Below are 15,235 nucleotides of genomic sequence, written 5' to 3'. Positions count from 1 at the left end.
ACAAGCTGGCGAAAAAGCGGGAACGAAAAACCACGGCCATGTTCAAAGATGTGGAAGTCCAGTAGGATGGAATCTGGAGGAAAGCAAATGGCACTCGTCCCTGAAAAAAAGCGTCGCGTGAAGCGACCTATATTGGGCACACCTGCAACGAAGGTATCGGCGCGCCGCAAACGCGGTGTCGGCGTTGTGTTGTCCATCATCAAGTCGTCTGCTTCTGCGGAATCCTTGACGGCGCAGCAGCGGGGTGAGTTGCAGGCAGCGAAACGGCGAGTCGAGGCTGCGCTGGCCAAGCCTGGTCTGAGCGCCGACGCGCTGCGCGCGCGCGCGCAGTCGGCCGCGAAATGGGAGTCCAAGCACGGTCTACCGACGGTATTTGCCGGCCCGACCCGGTAAGCGTGCTGGTGCTACCCGAAACCCCCGTTTCGCCACGGGGGTTTTTTTATGGGTAAGAGGCGTAATATCCCGGGGGTCCACACAACGGGAGGAACGGTCGGTCGCAAACTCGTCCGTCTCTCGAATCTGTCGTCGCACGCATCGTCAATATAAAGTGCACCCGCTCACTTGGTTATCTGAGTCCTATTGAGTATCGTGAAAGCCTTGGGTTGACGGCGTAAATCAGTCCAAGAAAATGTCCGCATCCCCTCTAGACTTATTTGACTCACAAACCCGTTGCCTCTGCCAGTGTCGCGAATGCCGAAACCGATTTCCGTCGCCATCGTTCTGCAGTCCATGCAGTAGATAGAGCCCGACGTCGACCGCTTCCGGGCTGTTCACGTTCGCGCTGGGAATCAAAATCCAAATAGCTCTTTTCGTACCTGATCAACCGTGTCCCCACGCGAGATCTGGATGCGCACCGGGATGACCAGTTCAACCCGCTCGGGGAGGTTTGATGCGTGTGCCAGGCACCGTATTGCGCCGGTCACGTTGCCTACCGCCTCGGTGGTCGGTAGAAAACTTATATCTGTGGCATAAGGTTCGTGCTGGTGGCGAAATTCGTCGCATTCCAGCACCCACTCCGTCGTTCTCTGTTTCGGACGATGCGGCTTCCAGTAAAAAGCATTGGGATCATGGCGCTGTTCCTTCCATAGGCCCGTCAGATCGACCGCATTGCTTTCAAAGTTTCGCGCGAAGTGGTCTTTTGCAGCGTTGATGGCTAGAAAGGGATCTGCAATATTTACGTACGCGCCGGCCGGCGGGGTTGGCGGCGGGGTGAATGCGGGCTTTTCTTGAACGGTGTCTTCTTCATCGCCGCGCCGCAACGGCACACCGAAAATGATTTCACCCTTGGCCTGGAAAGTGACAAGCAGATTGTTCGCCGACTGCTGGCCGGTATTCGCAAGTTCAAGCCCGAACTTTGAAAGTAGATTACCGTTCAATCGATGGTGGATCGTTGCCAGATCAGACCGTATCTGTTGCAACCACGCCGGATACGCCTTCTCCTGATAATGCTTGACCTCACGGGCATCCGCAGGTTGCCACCGCTCCAGCGAGTTCAGGCTTCTACTCACCAGATCGTATATGCTCCCGTTTTTCCGCAAAGGGGCTTCCTGCGGGAAATCTGTGGTCATCGGAAACTGAGCACTAAATTCGTGCGCCAGCGAGTCAATCTCTGTTGCTGTCAGTGCGGGAAAAAGCGTTACCTGCGCCGAGACCTGTTTTTCGGGTTGATGGTGCAAATTAAAAGCAAGTTCGGGATGCTGGGACGATAGGCGTGCGACGCTTTTACGAAGCTCTTCGATCGTCTTGTCGCGGTTGTCCGTTTCGGGCGGCAGCATCCATTGCTCTGGCAGACGCTGGAAGGGAATTTTCTGTGACTTTGCGGTTGCGAGCGCAGCCGTGTCGTTTGAAATGAACGTTACCCCGTCCTCGCTGCGTTGCTGTCGCAACCAGAGTACTTCTGACACGATTTGGTCATCTGGGTTTTGCAGATCGAGGTCGGGGAAATCCTCGGCCTTGATTTTGGGCATCAGCAGTTCAAGGCTGATAGTACGCTTTCCAGCTGTGACGGTAATCTGGTTATCGTTGGAATCGATCACCTGCGCGAAAATGCTCCAGGCCTTGCGCGCTCTAGTTGCACGACGCGCGTTACCGCCGTCCTTGTGGCGATCGATTTCGCGCTGTACCGTGCGCGGAACCGCGATTGTGATAACAAGTTCTTCCGTTGCGAGCGACCAGTCGAGCGTCTGATAATCAAGACATTGCAGGAAGAAGTTGGTGTCGGGCACAAAAATATGCATGGCGCGTGCGATTGTTGGGTGGATTTTTTGAGCAACAGGATAACGCGTTCTGACGATTCGCACGACGGCAGGACTCTCGGCGCGGCCGGCCGCGAGCGTGACACCTCGGGAACCCGCGCGCCCGCCGATTTGCAGCTGGATTGACAGGCGCGCTAGCCGTGCGCTGGTAGTTCCACTTCTCGCTGAGTTTTCGCGATATCGAAGAGCTGCTGCTTGAGCGTGGCATCGTAGCGAGCTACGAATCGATACGGCGGTGGTGCGATAAATTCGGGGCCCGGTTTGCCGAACACGAACGGCACGTGCCGCCTCCTACTTCATCGCCATCCTCTCTAATCAGCCTCGCCTATGCGCCTTAGTACCGCGCCAGGTTCCAGATCACGCTTCGCGATGGCTCACGCTTCCGCTATCGGTGATTCTAAGGGAACCAGATCTGATTGATGGAGATGAATCGCCGCGGGGCGATTCATAGCGGCCGGAAGTCACGCTTCTAGACACGCTTGAGGGAGCCGTACGACAAAGTACACCGGTCGGCAGCACTGCTGCTGCCGACAAAGGTGAGACAAGCATCATGCCGTTTTGCGGCCTGCACCTACGACTTTTTCCAAGGCACCAAACCACCAGCGGGTGTGGATGGAGCGTGAACGCGCTGGCCGGCCGCGTCGATGCGACGGGGACATCCGGATTATGTCGATGTTCTCCTGTGGTTCGATGGCAGGCGTGCCTTCCTGGTCCGTTGGGGGTCCGACGGAGACGGCGCCACCGACAGTCTTTGTACGAGCTCTCTGGCGTGTATGCCGAAGCACAGGATGACGCCTATCCTGATGCCAGCTAAAAGGAGGAAAATAGAAATAGCGCAGAGACTCCACCGCTGATACCGCAATCCTTGGTTCACGGTCGTCAGGAGGTCTCCGCTGGGAATGCCGTGGCAGAGGGCGGTTGTTTCGGCGGCGGTCATGCCGGTGAGCGAGGTGGCTGGAAGCGTATGCCGGTTGCAGGACTGAGCATCGATCCGCCATGTCTGGCCCCGGATGCCTTCGACGCTTTTGCCGTCGCTCCACATCCATGTTTTGGACACACGCATGTGAATCGCGGTGGTGCTGGAATCGGTTGCCTTGCCGAGAATCAGCACGAAGGCCACCGCGATCAGGATCGCGACCAGGGCGAGGCGTCCGAGACAGAGCCAGCTCGGGGCGTTGAGCGGACGGCTCCTGGACGGGTCGATCCATCGGCGCGCGCGTTTGATATCAGTGGAGGTGAACTGGTGGCGCCGCATCCAGGACAGCAGGCGGTGGAGGTCCGGGACAGATCGGGCGGGTATGCCATACACGACACGGAAGCGGGCGAGATCGAGTTGATGATCGGAGAAGGATTTCAGCCTTTCGTCATTGAAATCCTTGTCGCCGACGAAAGCGCTCCATATTTTCTCTCGGACGATCTGCGGGGAGTTCAGGCGGAAAACAGCATAGGCGATGAATCCGGCCAGTCCAGCAATAGAGAGAAAAAACGTGACTAGCGGAGTGACGGCCGCAACCCAGATTGCATCCATGGCGTCCTTTCGGTGGAACCGATACGAATGAAGAAGAACGCCGATTGTGAACGGAATGTCGGATGGGAGTTGGATTGTTCGTGTGCCGCTTTGCGCGGCGGGTCAGCGCGTCTGCTGCGCATTAACGATCAGCAGGGCACGCAGCTTGTCAACGTTCCCGCAGGTCGGCACCCCGATTTTTCGGGGTGCCGGCATCCTGCCTGGCCGGGAATGTCGCCACACGGTCGGGAAGGAAATCCCGAACAGGCCGACTATGGTACGCATGTCCGAGTGGGCGGCGTCGGGCAACTGGTCGAACTGCTGAAGCGCGCGAGGAAGGATGGTGAGATGAGCTGAGGGGGGAATGGACCTCTCCTAGTAGTCAGGTCGCGTCAGACGGCGGAATGCCGTTGCATGGCGATGCAACCAGATTCGCCGGAAACGGACGGGCTGTGGTGCTGTAGCAGGTTGAATTAGAAAGATCTTGCTATTTCATCGGGCTCCAGGCGCGCCAGGCTGGCTGGGAAAGTACTGCATCATGTTGAATGGGTTATTTCATGACTTGGGGTGCAGCATCTGTCGCTCCTTCCCCGTTTAAGACGCGATTAAAGTGTGCCGAGCAACTTGCTGGCGACGCCGCGGAATACACCGAAGGCCTCGGTGAAGGTCGGTTTGTCCTGACCATACACCAACGGAATGAGTCTGTCGGCATACTCGCGGCTCGTCTGGATATCGGACTCGATCTCGTTGAGCGCGGTCTTCATGCACGCCGCGGGATCGTCCGCAAAGGCTCTGTGCCTCGGGAACTCGGTTCGGTCAAATTCAACGAGATTCCTGAAATGTGCGGCGGCCCGATCAGTTGCGCCCGGATCGACATTCACGACACGCGAAGTGTCGTAGATATGCCGTACCAGTGTTTCGTCCCATTCTTTACGGACCTTTGCCCGGTGTTCGGCAAAGCGGCGAAGAAAAGAGAGGACTTTTTCCGCGAGGGTTTCTTCCACGGCAACGCATTGCATGGCGAAGGGCTCGCCAGCCCGCTCAGCCAGTCGATCGACCAGATAGCCGAGCTGATGCCTGGACGTATCGAAGGCGGGCGTCCGGACGGTGAACTCGATGCTCAGATGCGTACGCAGGCTCTGATGTGGCCCATAAACCGATGAGTACGTCCAACTGCTCGCGAAATATCGATTGGCGTTTCTGGCACGGGCCGCGTCCGTAATTTCTTGGAAATCCAGCGCTGTGAGCGCCGCGGCAATCTTTTCCTTCAATGTGGAAAGATGCTTCCTCAATGCGTTGTCGCTGAGACCATGGGAAGGAGACAGCACAATCTTGAGGTCGATATCCTCCGACATCCGCTCGATGACGCCATAGGCCTTCGAGAGACTCGTGCCGCCACAGAAGACCAGCTGCACATGGTCGTGCGCGATGGCTGACATGGCGCGCAGGGCGTCGGTAACGTGGATGTCCTTTTCGAGAATGGCAGCGGAAAGCCCGCCGACATCTTTTTCAGCGAGCAGCGCGTCGATCAACTCCCGTTGGTCGATCGTAATTGTTTTCATATGCGATGGTCTTGGGGCCGAAGCCGAGCTTGCGGGAGATGCGCCGGTTCCCAGTATTTATCACCACGCCGGCAGGTATCTGCGTCGTCGTACCGGCGTTATATGCCGCCGCCTGGCGACTCGGATACACCTTAACCCCCAGCTTCTTTAGTGCTTTCGGAGCCAGAAACTCGACCGGTTCGACCGGAATCGGCTTTCCGCTAATGGCGCTTCGCTTGGCCTTGGCATAGATTCCTACCCCGATTTTCACTACCGCACCTTCGTCGACCAAATCGCGCAGCGCACGACTTAGCTGGGCATTGCTTCCCAGGTCCTCGAAGTCAGCCCGCAGGAAAACATTGGACTTTTTCCGGTCGAGCGTCTTTCTCAGTTTGTCTCGCAGGGTCATGATGACCTCCGTCAAACATCTATGCTGATTATAACATTATGATTATACGATAAAAATATCATCTCGTGATGCTCATCAAACCGTTTGGACTTAATATAGCATTCCAAGGCATCGGAGGCACTGTCAGGTTGATGGGAAGGCGGCGGTAGAATGAAGTGATGAAGAAAACGAAATCGCTTTATCACGGTCACCGCTTCCCTGCTATCGTCATCAGCTGCGCGGTTCGGTGGTATTTCAGGTTCAGCCTGAGCCTGCGCGACGTCGAGGAGTTGTTGCTCGAGCGTGGTGTCGTAGTCACGTACGAAACGATCCGTTGCTGGTGCGACAAATTTGGCGCCAAATTCGCCCGGAGCGCCAAAGCAGCGAGGCCAAGGCCGGGCAGCATATGGCATCTGGACGAGATGTTCGTGACGCTGCGCGGCGAGCCGTATCTGTTGTGGCGAGCAGTCGACGAGCACGGCACCGAGCTTGATGTGCTGTTGCAAAAGCGGCGCGATAAGGCTGCGGCAAAGCGCTTCTTCCGAAGGGTGCTGCGCTCAAACCCGGTGCCGAGCAAGATCGTGACCGACCAGTTGCGCAGCTATCCGGCGGCGAAGGCTGACATTCCCGAACTCGCTCATGTGAAGCACGTGTTCGTCAAGGCGGCTGCACGTGTGAACAACCGCGCCGAGAACAGCCACCAGCCGACCCGCAGGCGCGAACGCCAGATGTGTGGCTTTCGCGATGCACGTCGCGCGCAAGCATTTCTCTCATGTTTTGGCCCGATCCGGCAGCACTTCGCGCTGCCCAGACATCAAATGAACGCGGCATGTCGGCTTTGTCAAGTTGACGGCTAGAGGCCAGCTGCTTATCACAAACGTAGTTATCCTTATTAGATAGCTTTATGAGATGCGGCAGTCACAGTCCAACCATGCCATGTGGCGAAACGTTCCTGGAGTACGGCACGATGACATGCCGCGTTCATTTGATGTCTGGGCAGCGCGAAGTGCTGCCGGATCGGGCCAAAACATGAGAGAAATGCTTGCGCGCGACGTGCATCGCGAAAGCCACACATCTGGCGTTCGCGCCTGCGGGTCGGCTGGTGGCTGTTCTCGGCGCGGTTGTTCACACGTGCAGCCGCCTTGACGAACACGTGCTTCACATGAGCGAGTTCGGGAATGTCAGCCTTCGCCGCCGGATAGCTGCGCAACTGGTCGGTCACGATCTTGCTCGGCACCGGGTTTGAGCGCAGCACCCTTCGGAAGAAGCGCTTTGCCGCAGCCTTATCGCGCCGCTTTTGCAACAGCACATCAAGCTCGGTGCCGTGCTCGTCGACTGCTCGCCACAACAGATACGGCTCGCCGCGCAGCGTCACGAACATCTCGTCCAGATGCCATATGCTGCCCGGCCTTGGCCTCGCTGCTTTGGCGCTCCGGGCGAATTTGGCGCCAAATTTGTCGCACCAGCAACGGATCGTTTCGTACGTGACTACGACACCACGCTCGAGCAACAACTCCTCGACGTCGCGCAGGCTCAGGCTGAACCTGAAATACCACCGAACCGCGCAGCTGATGACGATAGCAGGGAAGCGGTGACCGTGATAAAGCGATTTCGTTTTCTTCATCACTTCATTCTACCGCCGCCTTCCCATCAACCTGACAGTGCCATACACCGGTGCCGCCGCAGTGGCGTCAGCCGCATCGACGGGCCAAGCGCTTTCACCCAGCCCAACGCTTTGCCTGGAATGCCTCAAAGCGGCAGCCGAGAGCGGCGCAACGACTGTGATGCGGGAGTAGCCGGTGGAGCCGTCGAAGATCGACCTGTATTTTGCGCAACGCCAGCTTGAAATTTCACTGCCTGTTCGGCTCTACGCCCTCGTCGATGCATTGCTCTATGCGCGAGCGCCTGGTGCAACCGCGCTCGAGCGATCAACGGGCATTGTCGCCTTGTTTGATGGAACCGCCGACGCCTCGCTGGCCGATGCTGGCCCGTGGCTGATCGATGTCGCTGACGCGTCGGTTGATATCAAGCGCACGCTGCTCGCGCTAGCCGCCGGCGCAGAGGGAGTGTCGTGGCTCATTAGCGCGTACCCATTTCGGGGTCTCGCCCACGAGCTGCGCGAGGGGCTGGATGTCCGGATGCCGGATGGGCGTACGGCGCTGCTGCGTTTTTACGATGCACGGGTCATTCGCCAAATCGCCGGGTTGCTGTCGTTTTCCCAGCGGGCAGAATTTTTTGTGCCGACGTTCGACTGGCTGGTCCAGATCAACGGCGATTTGTTCAGGGTGCATCCACATGCTTGAGTTGACTGCCGAACAGGTAGTCGCCCTCGCCGAGGTCGACGCCAAGGGTTTTGTGGAACGGGTGCGAGAAGATCTCGTGAAGGCAGACCCACGGCTCGCCGAGGATTCAGCGTTGTCGCCGAGGCTCTGGCGCGCGTTCAAGGCCGCACGGGCGTTTGGTATTCGGGATGATGACAACCTCGTCGCGTTCCTGCGTTTGGAAGCTTACGCGCCGGGTTTTTACGACAAGCCGGCCACACGCACCCGGCTGACACGCCCTGGCCGCTCGGCAGACGAAAGGTTCCATGACTATCTGCGCGTCATGCGCTGGAAGATCCAACATCCTGAGTTTGTAGGGGGAGCGATAAATGGCGGGAATATTGTTGACCGGATTGGAGGCCGCAGTAGCCGAGCTTGGGCCAGTCTTGGCGCGCGCTGGCGCAGCCTTATTGGGCGGAGCGGCAACGGCGGGAACAGCTAGCCTGTCGGGCGACACGGCAAAGGAGGACAGCAAGGCTGCACCCGTTGCGCGCACGCTGCCGCGCACCGGCGAGAGTTGCAAGAAGTGCCCGCCTGAGGCCGGCATCAAGATCAGGCGTAAGCATGGCGTGAACTGGAACTCCTACCGTTACCAAGCCCGAATAACTGGTTTCGCATTCGATGCTGAGGAATGCCGCTGGAGCGACGAATGGGAATGGCTCGACATTGACTTCGATGGCTTTCAGCCTGACGACTGCCTTCTTCAGGAAGCCAAAGGCAATTACGATCAGTTTCTTGACGGGTCGATTCCAAAGGCCGACAAATGGTTCGATGGTTTCAGGTCTATGGAAGATCAGATGGTCGATCAGGGTAGCGTTGTGCGTCTGAATCCTCCGGCACGCCTGACGTGGTACTTCCAGACGCCGCTCGCCTACAAAAAGATGATGCCGCTGGCTACCCGCCTTGGCATCCAGGCTGTCTACCAACCGTGATTCGAACATGGAAATAAACGCGATGTTCAGGGACGCCTCGCTGTCGTCCCGCGATTTTCAGGAAATGCTTGCCCGGGAATCGCGGCTCGTTGCCGCCTTGTCGGCTAGCGAACCGTTGATGGCACATCCCAACTGGCGGCTCACAGGAGACTCGCTTGAAGAGGCAAGCCTCTATCCCGCCTTTGACGAAAGCGGCTCACCATCGACTCCCGCGCTTGCAGTCCTGACGACACGAGCGAGCGGCAAAAGGCGAGCAGTTTCCCATGCAGCGATCTGGAACGTTGCGACCGGAGATAACGAGGGAGCGTCCATTTCGTGTCAAGTGTCAGACGCAAAGGTCCTGCCCGATCGTGTAAGCCTCGATATCGACATGAAGGGCTGCTATCAATCGTTCGATGATATGGCTCGCATCGTTCAGGCGATTGTTGCCACGTTCCAGTCGGCGGTTGTGGAGGTCTCGCCGAAAGGCTATTTCGAGAAGCAGGTGTTCGACGACAAACCTGGCGTCGGGTGGATGCTCTATGTGCCCAGGATTATCACCACGCAGCAGGTGCCGGAAGCGCGCGCACTGATTCCTGTTCCCGAAGCCGGCAGCAAACAAACCGGCACTATCATCGTGAGCGTGACCGACGCTGTGTTTTCTGCGGACAACCCTGAGCACGTCGAGATTGCCAACCGTATCGAGATCCGCCTGGTCGATCAGGACCTGCTGCCTTGCTACTCGGATATCTGAATGAGCGACAAACTCGTTTGATTCGCGGACGTCAATGCCACCCGGGCTGAGCCCGGCCTTGTCTGACTCTTCCAGGAATTCATAGGCCAAACCGAGCCTGGTCAGATGAAGACGACGCGCGCTGAAAAGCCATGGAGGCGGTAATGCCTATCGATGCAAGACACGGAGGACCTTAGGGCAATCTGATGCTTCGTCAGGCTAAGCGAAAGCGCTCAGGCTCGCCCGTTACGATGTGCGTTGGATCAAGAATTGATCGTAATCCCTTCCGGCAATCCACTTCGGCGGCTTGCCGCGACCGGACCACGTCCAGCCAGTCTCTGGATCTCGGTAGATCGGCTGGATCTTCACATTTTTGAGTTTGGACTTTTGCGGTTTCGGGACGTCTAGTTCAGCGATAGTGAAGCCGAACAGTGCTATCGTTTTACGTACCTCCGCGAGGGCGTCATTACGCTGTGCCGCGATCTGCTGCGCGATTTCCTTGTTCAGTGCCTCGCGCCGTGAGAGTAATGCTTCGAGATCCATGGCGTTTTCGGGATTAGGAGAGATTCCTTGTTCGTAAGCGGCTGGTGATCCCATCTTGAGGGATGTGGATGCGTGGTCAGGCTGGCGTCGGCTGCCAGTTGTGTGGCAACAGGCCATCGATCTGCCGTGCCGGATGGGTCGGCAATCGATTCAGTACGTCTTTGAGATAGGCATACGGATCATGGCCATTGAGCTTGGCCGACTGAACGAGGCTCATGATCGCCGCCGCGCGTTTGCCCGCCCGCAATGAACCTGCGAACAGCCAATTCTTCCGACCCAGCGCAATTTCCCGTTCATTCTGCCCATATCGGGCAGGAAGTCGAGATTCATTATCGTTGGCATCCGCTGTATGGGCGTCGCGTCAAGGTTAAAGACATCGAGCGTCGCGGCGGAGGTCAGGTCGTCCATGTGGAGGCGGACCCCGGTGTAATCAGGATGATCGCGGGATGGATGCTCGATGCCGCGATTTGTTCAGCGATGGTTCTCGGCGAACCGAGAGTTACCGTAGCGACACTGCATAATCTGCATCAATTGCTGGTCGATCTGCATTTGCGGGGAAACTCTCCGGACGGTTCCACCAACGTCCGGGAGAAACGCAATGGGCAATCTGCCAAACGTCGTTCCAGCAGGTCAACAGTTATCGCGGTCGATGCCGCCCCAGATGAACCTGATGTTCGACGCGGTCGAGCTTCAGGGGATGAACGCGGTGCAACGGGCAAACACGCTCAGGCATCTCGCATGCCTGTTGATGCAGGCGGCGGGCATCCCGACTGCGAAGGGGCGTAACGATGACGAATGATGATCGTTTGCCCGCAGATCTTCTTAAACGCAAGGCGGTAGTTTATGTCCGACAGTCCAGCCGAACGCAGGTCCAACTGAACCTCGAGAGCCGGCGCCGGCAGTATGACCTCGTGCAGGAAGCAAAGCGACATGGATTTCGCGACGTCGAAGTCATCGACGACGACCAGGGACGCTCGGCGAGCGGCACAGTTGCGAGACCGGGCTTTGATCGTCTGGTCGCGTTATTGTGTGCAGGCGATGTCGGCGCAGTGCTTTGCCTGGACGCCTCACGCCTTGCCCGCAATGGACGCGACTGGCATCATCTGCTCGAGCTCTGTGGTCTCGTTCAAGCGCGGGTAATCGACCTTGACGGTGTGTACGATCCTTGCCGGGCAAATGACCGGCTATTACTTGGCATGAAGGGCAGCATCAGCGAATTCGAACTCAACGTGCTTCGAACGCGCATGCACGACGCCAAACGAGAGAAGGCACACCGTGGTGAATTACGTATCAGCGTGCCGGTCGGCTATATCTGGCATCGTGATGTTGGTCTGGGTTTCGATCCAGACGCACGGTTGCAGGAAGTCATACGCCTGATTTTTACTCGTTTCCGGCAACTGGGCAGCGCGCGGCAGGTTCTGCTGTCGATGAACGCTGAACAGGTCCACTTCCCGCGCCCCTCTGACGGCCGGACGCTGACGCGGGTCGACTGGACTCCAATACGCTACCGTAACGTGATTTCGGTGCTCAAGAATCCGTTCTATGCTGGTGTCTACGCGTATGGCAAGAGCGGCAAGCAGATGACGATCGTCGAAGGCCGGGCACGCAAGAGCTACAAGCACCGCAAGCCGTTTGAGAACTGGGACGTCATGCTCCGGGAACACCACGAAGGCTACATCGACTGGGCGGAGTTTGAACGCAACCAGAAGAAGCTCGCGACAAATGCTTACGGCAAGGCGGGCGACGTAAAATCCGGTCGTGGTGGCCGCGCGCTGCTCGCTGGCCTGCTTGCCTGCGCACGCTGTGGACGTCGCCTGTCGGTGGCCTACGCTGGACGTATCCCGCAGGCCGTGTACCGGTGTGACCGCTTCGACACGTCAGCGCGATGTATGAGGTTCGGTGGTTCCCGTATCGATGCGACTGTCAGCAAGGAGCTTCTGCGCGTCGTGGAGCCATTGGCGATCGAAGCGGCACAACAGGCTGAGCAAATGCACATGGATACCCTGAACGAGCAGCAACAGATCGTGGAACTCGAACTGCAGCAGGCCCAGTACGAGGCCACGCTGGCTGAGCGGCGCTACGCCGCCTGTGATCCCGAGAACCGCCTGATTGCCGCGCAGCTGGAGAAGAACTGGGAAGCGGCATTACGTCGTGTACAGGCCTGCCAGACGCGCGTGGAGACGGTGACTGCACCAAAGGCGCAGGCTCCCCTGCCTGACTTTACGAAGCTCGCCGAAGATCTTCATGCTGCGTGGAATGCACCGAGCGTCGCCATGCGCACACGTCAACAGCTTGTTCGCGCGCTCATCGTCGATATCGTTGCCGACGTCGACGAGGCTACACGCGAAATCATTCTGACGATCCACTGGCAAGGCGGTCAACATTCCCGGCTACGGATTCGCAGGCCGCGAACTGGCGAGCATGGCTGCAGTACGTCAGACGAAGCGCTCGCGGTTATTCGCAGCATGGTAACCCGATGGTCCGACGAGGACATTGCTGCATCACTGAACCGCATGGGAATACGCACAGGACAGGGCAAGACCTGGACCGCACATCGTGTCAGCTCTGTACGGCATGTCCGCGATATCCACGCCTACAAGTCGGCAGATAAGGATGGCGACTGGCTGACGATGTCTGAGGCAGCGAAGGAGCTTGGTGTCACTCACTACATGATCCGGCGTTTGATCAACGATCGGATTCTGCCTGCCGAGCAGGTCGTGCCTGATGCCCCATGGCAGATTCGGACGATCGATCTGCACAGCGAAGCGGTTACCGCAGCACTGGCGCGCAAGTATCGCCCGTGTCGCAACGATGTCGAAGGCCAGATCCCAATGTTTATCCAGGTTTCAGAAGGAGGTGCACAATGAACGCCCCGTTGCGATCGGGCGAATTTGATTTTCTGCCCAGTTGTTATCAATGGGCAATTGGCTATCGTCCAGGAAGCGCGTGAGTGCTTCCCAGCGACGTAGGCTGTAGTCGAGGGCCTTAGCGATTGCGGCCCCTTCGCTTACCTGCTGACGTTGCAGTAGCATCCATGTATGGAGCGCATCGGCAATCGGTCGACTTCGTCGCTGCCGTCGTTCGTGACGCTCATCGGGTTCTAGATCTTGTACTTCGCGCTCGATGTCGTAGAGCTGCCCAATGTGGGTCAACGCCTCTTCGGCAATCTGGCTTTTATTGCTCGCGTGCAGTTCGTAAAACTTGCGCCGTGCATGCGCCATGCAGCCTATTTCCGTCACGCCCTGGGCGAATGAGGCTTTGTATCCGCTGAAGTCGTCGCAAACGAGCTTGCCCTGCCAGTTGCCGAGGAAGGCACGAGCATGTTCTCCCGCACGGCTCTCAGCGAAGTCGTAGACCACGCCCTTCATTGACTCGAACGCCCCAGGACAGTAAGTCCAGAGATAGGATCGGTGCGTCTTCTGTTTGCCGGGCACCAACATCGAGACCGGTGTCTCGTCGGCTTGAAGCACGCGGTGCTGAACAATTTGTGCGCGTAGCCCATCGACCAAGGGCTGCAACTGCACGCCGCATGCGCCAATCCACGCACCCATGGTGGAGCGAGGGATGGCGAAGCCGGCGCGCTCGAAGATGTGCTCTTGGCGGTAAAGTGGGAGATGATCGCCGTATTTGGCGACCAATACGTGAGCCAACAGCCCAGCCGTAGGAATGCCCTTATCGATGACGTGCGCGTCGACGGGGGCTTGTATCAGCGTCTCGCACTTCGCACACGCCCACTTGCCCCGGATGTGACGCTCGACCGTGAACACGCCCGGCGTATAGTCCAGCTTCTCGCTGACATCCTCGCCAATGCGTTTGAGTTGGCAGCCGCACTGGCACAGCATTGACTCGGGTTCGTGGTGTAAAACGACGCGCGGCAATGCTGCTGGGAGCGCCGCGCGACGCGGTTTGTTCGGCTCGGTCTCGCGCGGCGGCTGCCCGGACATGTGCGCGAGTTCGTGTTCGACGGCAATCAGGTCGGCATCGATTGCCTCGTCCAGCAAGCTACGCTGCTCGGGTGGCAACTTCTCGCTCTTGGCAGCGAACTGCAAACGCCGCAGTACCGCGATCTCGTGAGTGAGCTTCGCGTTGACGGCCTCTTTGTGACGCACATCCGATATCAACTGCACGGCCAGTGCACGCAGTTCTTCTGCGCTCATGGACTGGAGTTGTGTCGGATCGATCATAGGCGCTATTGTGCCAGGGCAAGAGGACCTCGCCTATTGGCGCACGTGCCGATTGTCCTTCAGGTGACACGCACGACCGCGTCTTCTCCCAGGCGTTGCCAAGGTAGGCCGAGCACCAGTGCTGCGAGTTGTTCCGAGGACAGTGGCACCTGCTGCCCGACGCCACGTTGCGGCCAGACGAAGCGGCCCGTGTTCAAACGCCTGGCTGCCAGCCACACGCCAAATCCATCATGCACAAGCACCTTGATCCGATTGGCTCGGCCATTGGCAAACACATAGGCATGGTGCGGGTGTGCGGCGCCGAAGATCTTGACCACACGTGCCAGTGCGGTCTCGGTGCCGGCACGCATGTCCATGGGCTCGATGGCGAGCCAGATGGCGTCGATACGGATCACCGTAAAATCTCCCGCACCCAGGCGGCGCTGTCGTCCAGGCGGCCAGCAGGCCAATCAATGGCAATCGTGATGCCGTTGCGCTGAACTTCGATGCGCACCGGCACCGAGGGGCTCTCGGGCGCAGGTGACGTTACTGCCATTGGCAACGGGATGAAAGCGGGCACCGTATCAATGTGCTGCGTTGCCATCTTCGGTGCTCGTGTCTGATCAGCTTCCTTGATCCAACGACGCAGTACATTGGGATTCATGCCGTGCGAGATCGCGAGTGCGGAACACGACATACCGAGTTGCTGGCACTGCCGAACTAAATCGGCGCGAAATTCCGGAGAATAGCTACGCTTGGTTCGGCCTTTACGGGGCTGTTCTGCGATAGGGTACATGTGTCCGCTTCCATGTGATCGTGGACACGTATGCTCTTACGCGCTAATGCCGAATGCCAGATGGGATGACCGGCCGC

17 protein-coding genes and 4 pseudogenes are annotated in these 15,235 nt (G+C 58.2%); 11 read left to right on the top strand and 10 right to left on the bottom strand.

From position 1 onward, the window contains the following. Positions 1-87 precede the first annotated feature (87 nt). Positions 88-393: a hypothetical protein gene (locus SJQ66_RS04730; protein WP_320533897.1), complete on the top strand. Its 306-nt coding sequence runs from the start codon at positions 88-90 to the stop codon at positions 391-393. Between the two features lie 395 nt (positions 394-788). Here SJQ66_RS04730 and SJQ66_RS04725 read toward each other — a convergent pair whose 3' ends face one another. After that, complete coding sequence (locus SJQ66_RS04725; RefSeq protein ID WP_320533896.1) at positions 789-2,300, bottom strand: PIN domain-containing protein; 1,512 nt, start codon at positions 2,298-2,300, stop codon at positions 789-791. Positions 2,301-2,377: 77 nt separating this feature from the next. Here SJQ66_RS04725 and SJQ66_RS04720 point away from each other — a divergent pair. Next, positions 2,378-2,521, top strand: a pseudogene (locus SJQ66_RS04720) (IS6 family transposase); the annotation flags it as partial. A gap of 398 nt (positions 2,522-2,919) precedes the next feature. Here SJQ66_RS04720 and SJQ66_RS04715 read toward each other — a convergent pair. Beyond that, the gene (locus SJQ66_RS04715; RefSeq protein ID WP_320533895.1) at positions 2,920-3,783 is read right to left on the bottom strand and encodes a DUF6216 family protein; all 864 of its coding nucleotides are present in this window, start codon (positions 3,781-3,783) and stop codon (positions 2,920-2,922) included. 27 nt (positions 3,784-3,810) lie between these two features. On the opposite strand from SJQ66_RS04715, the gene SJQ66_RS04710 reads away from it, so the two are divergent. Continuing rightward, positions 3,811-4,119, top strand: a complete 309-nt coding sequence (locus tag SJQ66_RS04710; RefSeq protein WP_320533894.1) for a hypothetical protein — start codon at positions 3,811-3,813, stop codon at positions 4,117-4,119. A 248-nt stretch (positions 4,120-4,367) separates the two neighbouring features. Here SJQ66_RS04710 and SJQ66_RS04705 read toward each other — a convergent pair whose 3' ends face one another. Beyond that, positions 4,368-5,324 carry a nucleotidyl transferase AbiEii/AbiGii toxin family protein gene (locus SJQ66_RS04705; RefSeq protein WP_320533893.1) on the bottom strand — a complete coding sequence of 319 codons (957 nt, stop codon included), beginning with the start codon at positions 5,322-5,324 and terminating at the stop codon, positions 4,368-4,370. Continuing rightward, positions 5,272-5,712: a DUF6088 family protein gene (locus SJQ66_RS04700; protein ID WP_320533892.1), complete on the bottom strand. Its 441-nt coding sequence runs from the start codon at positions 5,710-5,712 to the stop codon at positions 5,272-5,274. Before SJQ66_RS04700 ends, SJQ66_RS04705 begins: the two co-directional genes overlap by 53 nt. 158 nt (positions 5,713-5,870) lie before the next feature. On the opposite strand from SJQ66_RS04700, the gene SJQ66_RS04695 reads away from it, so the two are divergent. Further along, complete coding sequence (locus SJQ66_RS04695; RefSeq protein ID WP_320533891.1) at positions 5,871-6,548, top strand: IS6 family transposase; 678 nt, start codon at positions 5,871-5,873, stop codon at positions 6,546-6,548. Positions 6,549-6,583: 35 nt separating this feature from the next. Here SJQ66_RS04695 and SJQ66_RS04690 read toward each other — a convergent pair whose 3' ends face one another. Next, positions 6,584-7,315 (bottom strand): IS6 family transposase, encoded by a 732-nt coding sequence (locus tag SJQ66_RS04690; RefSeq protein ID WP_320533890.1) that lies wholly within the window; start codon positions 7,313-7,315, stop codon positions 6,584-6,586. Between the two features lie 46 nt (positions 7,316-7,361). Between SJQ66_RS04690 and SJQ66_RS04685 the strand changes: the two are divergent. The 5 genes and pseudogenes from SJQ66_RS04685 to SJQ66_RS04665 form a co-directional block, all read left to right on the top strand. After that, positions 7,362-7,487, top strand: a pseudogene (locus SJQ66_RS04685) (PAAR domain-containing protein); the annotation flags it as partial. Between the two features lie 3 nt (positions 7,488-7,490). Next, positions 7,491-7,994 (top strand): DUF4123 domain-containing protein, encoded by a 504-nt coding sequence (locus SJQ66_RS04680; RefSeq protein ID WP_320533889.1) that lies wholly within the window; start codon positions 7,491-7,493, stop codon positions 7,992-7,994. Further along, positions 7,987-8,454 carry a hypothetical protein gene (locus SJQ66_RS04675; RefSeq protein WP_320533888.1) on the top strand — a complete coding sequence of 156 codons (468 nt, stop codon included), beginning with the start codon at positions 7,987-7,989 and terminating at the stop codon, positions 8,452-8,454. Before SJQ66_RS04680 ends, SJQ66_RS04675 begins: the two co-directional genes overlap by 8 nt. Continuing rightward, entirely contained in the window at positions 8,342-8,944 is a 603-nt protein-coding gene (locus tag SJQ66_RS04670; protein ID WP_320533887.1) for a restriction endonuclease fold toxin 5 domain-containing protein, read from the top strand. Before SJQ66_RS04675 ends, SJQ66_RS04670 begins: the two co-directional genes overlap by 113 nt. Before the next feature lie 7 nt (positions 8,945-8,951). Continuing rightward, on the top strand, positions 8,952-9,677 hold the full coding sequence (locus tag SJQ66_RS04665; RefSeq protein ID WP_253466599.1) for an immunity 52 family protein: 726 nt from the start codon (positions 8,952-8,954) through the stop codon (positions 9,675-9,677). 225 nt (positions 9,678-9,902) lie between these two features. Here SJQ66_RS04665 and SJQ66_RS04660 read toward each other — a convergent pair whose 3' ends face one another. Then, on the bottom strand, positions 9,903-10,199 hold the full coding sequence (locus tag SJQ66_RS04660; protein ID WP_176026115.1) for an H-NS histone family protein: 297 nt from the start codon (positions 10,197-10,199) through the stop codon (positions 9,903-9,905). Between the two features lie 76 nt (positions 10,200-10,275). Next, a pseudogene (locus SJQ66_RS04655) lies at positions 10,276-10,491 on the bottom strand (transposase domain-containing protein); the annotation flags it as partial. Positions 10,492-10,797: 306 nt separating this feature from the next. Between SJQ66_RS04655 and SJQ66_RS04650 the strand changes: the two are divergent. Next, positions 10,798-10,998: a hypothetical protein gene (locus SJQ66_RS04650; protein ID WP_320533730.1), complete on the top strand. Its 201-nt coding sequence runs from the start codon at positions 10,798-10,800 to the stop codon at positions 10,996-10,998. Then, a complete protein-coding gene (locus SJQ66_RS04645) occupies positions 10,988-13,066 on the top strand; it encodes a recombinase family protein (protein ID WP_320533729.1) in 2,079 nt (692 codons plus the stop codon). The genes SJQ66_RS04650 and SJQ66_RS04645 overlap by 11 nt, the downstream gene beginning before the upstream one ends. Here the strand turns inward: SJQ66_RS04645 and tnpC are convergent. From tnpC to SJQ66_RS04630, 3 genes and pseudogenes are all read right to left on the bottom strand, one after another. Beyond that, positions 13,064-14,383 (bottom strand): annotated as a pseudogene (gene tnpC, locus SJQ66_RS04640) (IS66 family transposase); the annotation flags it as partial. The gene SJQ66_RS04645 and the pseudogene tnpC overlap by 3 nt on opposite strands. Before the next feature lie 59 nt (positions 14,384-14,442). Continuing rightward, positions 14,443-14,778, bottom strand: coding sequence for an IS66 family insertion sequence element accessory protein TnpB (tnpB, locus tag SJQ66_RS04635; protein ID WP_320533886.1), 336 nt, complete (start codon positions 14,776-14,778; stop codon positions 14,443-14,445). Further along, positions 14,775-15,158: a transposase gene (locus SJQ66_RS04630; RefSeq protein ID WP_320533885.1), complete on the bottom strand. Its 384-nt coding sequence runs from the start codon at positions 15,156-15,158 to the stop codon at positions 14,775-14,777. The genes tnpB and SJQ66_RS04630 overlap by 4 nt, the downstream gene beginning before the upstream one ends. Between the last annotated feature and the right edge of the window lie 77 nt (positions 15,159-15,235).

It is taken from the genome of Robbsia andropogonis (assembly GCF_034047095.1).
Classification (GTDB): Bacteria; Pseudomonadota; Gammaproteobacteria; order Burkholderiales; family Burkholderiaceae; genus Robbsia; species Robbsia andropogonis.
Note: the sequence above shows the minus strand (reverse complement) of the source record. Positions and strands in the feature narration are given on the sequence as shown.

Excerpts from the sequence above, each read along its gene's own strand:
- SJQ66_RS04715 (WP_320533895.1), bottom strand. The coding sequence starts at position 3,783 with ATGGATGCAATCTGGGTTGCGGCCGTCACTCCGCTAGTCACGTTTTTT.
- SJQ66_RS04705 (WP_320533893.1), bottom strand. The coding sequence starts at position 5,324 with ATGAAAACAATTACGATCGACCAACGGGAGTTGATCGACGCGCTGCTC.
- SJQ66_RS04730 (WP_320533897.1), top strand. The coding sequence starts at position 88 with ATGGCACTCGTCCCTGAAAAAAAGCGTCGCGTGAAGCGACCTATATTG.
- SJQ66_RS04695 (WP_320533891.1), top strand. The coding sequence starts at position 5,871 with ATGAAGAAAACGAAATCGCTTTATCACGGTCACCGCTTCCCTGCTATC.
- SJQ66_RS04630 (WP_320533885.1), bottom strand. The coding sequence starts at position 15,158 with ATGTACCCTATCGCAGAACAGCCCCGTAAAGGCCGAACCAAGCGTAGC.
- SJQ66_RS04650 (WP_320533730.1), top strand. The coding sequence starts at position 10,798 with ATGGGCAATCTGCCAAACGTCGTTCCAGCAGGTCAACAGTTATCGCGG.
- SJQ66_RS04670 (WP_320533887.1), top strand. The coding sequence starts at position 8,342 with ATGGCGGGAATATTGTTGACCGGATTGGAGGCCGCAGTAGCCGAGCTT.
- SJQ66_RS04675 (WP_320533888.1), top strand. The coding sequence starts at position 7,987 with ATGCTTGAGTTGACTGCCGAACAGGTAGTCGCCCTCGCCGAGGTCGAC.
- SJQ66_RS04665 (WP_253466599.1), top strand. The coding sequence starts at position 8,952 with ATGGAAATAAACGCGATGTTCAGGGACGCCTCGCTGTCGTCCCGCGAT.
- SJQ66_RS04700 (WP_320533892.1), bottom strand. The coding sequence starts at position 5,712 with ATGACCCTGCGAGACAAACTGAGAAAGACGCTCGACCGGAAAAAGTCC.
- SJQ66_RS04690 (WP_320533890.1), bottom strand. The coding sequence starts at position 7,315 with ATGAAGAAAACGAAATCGCTTTATCACGGTCACCGCTTCCCTGCTATC.
- SJQ66_RS04645 (WP_320533729.1), top strand. The coding sequence starts at position 10,988 with ATGACGAATGATGATCGTTTGCCCGCAGATCTTCTTAAACGCAAGGCG.
- SJQ66_RS04660 (WP_176026115.1), bottom strand. The coding sequence starts at position 10,199 with ATGGATCTCGAAGCATTACTCTCACGGCGCGAGGCACTGAACAAGGAA.
- SJQ66_RS04710 (WP_320533894.1), top strand. The coding sequence starts at position 3,811 with ATGAAGAAGAACGCCGATTGTGAACGGAATGTCGGATGGGAGTTGGAT.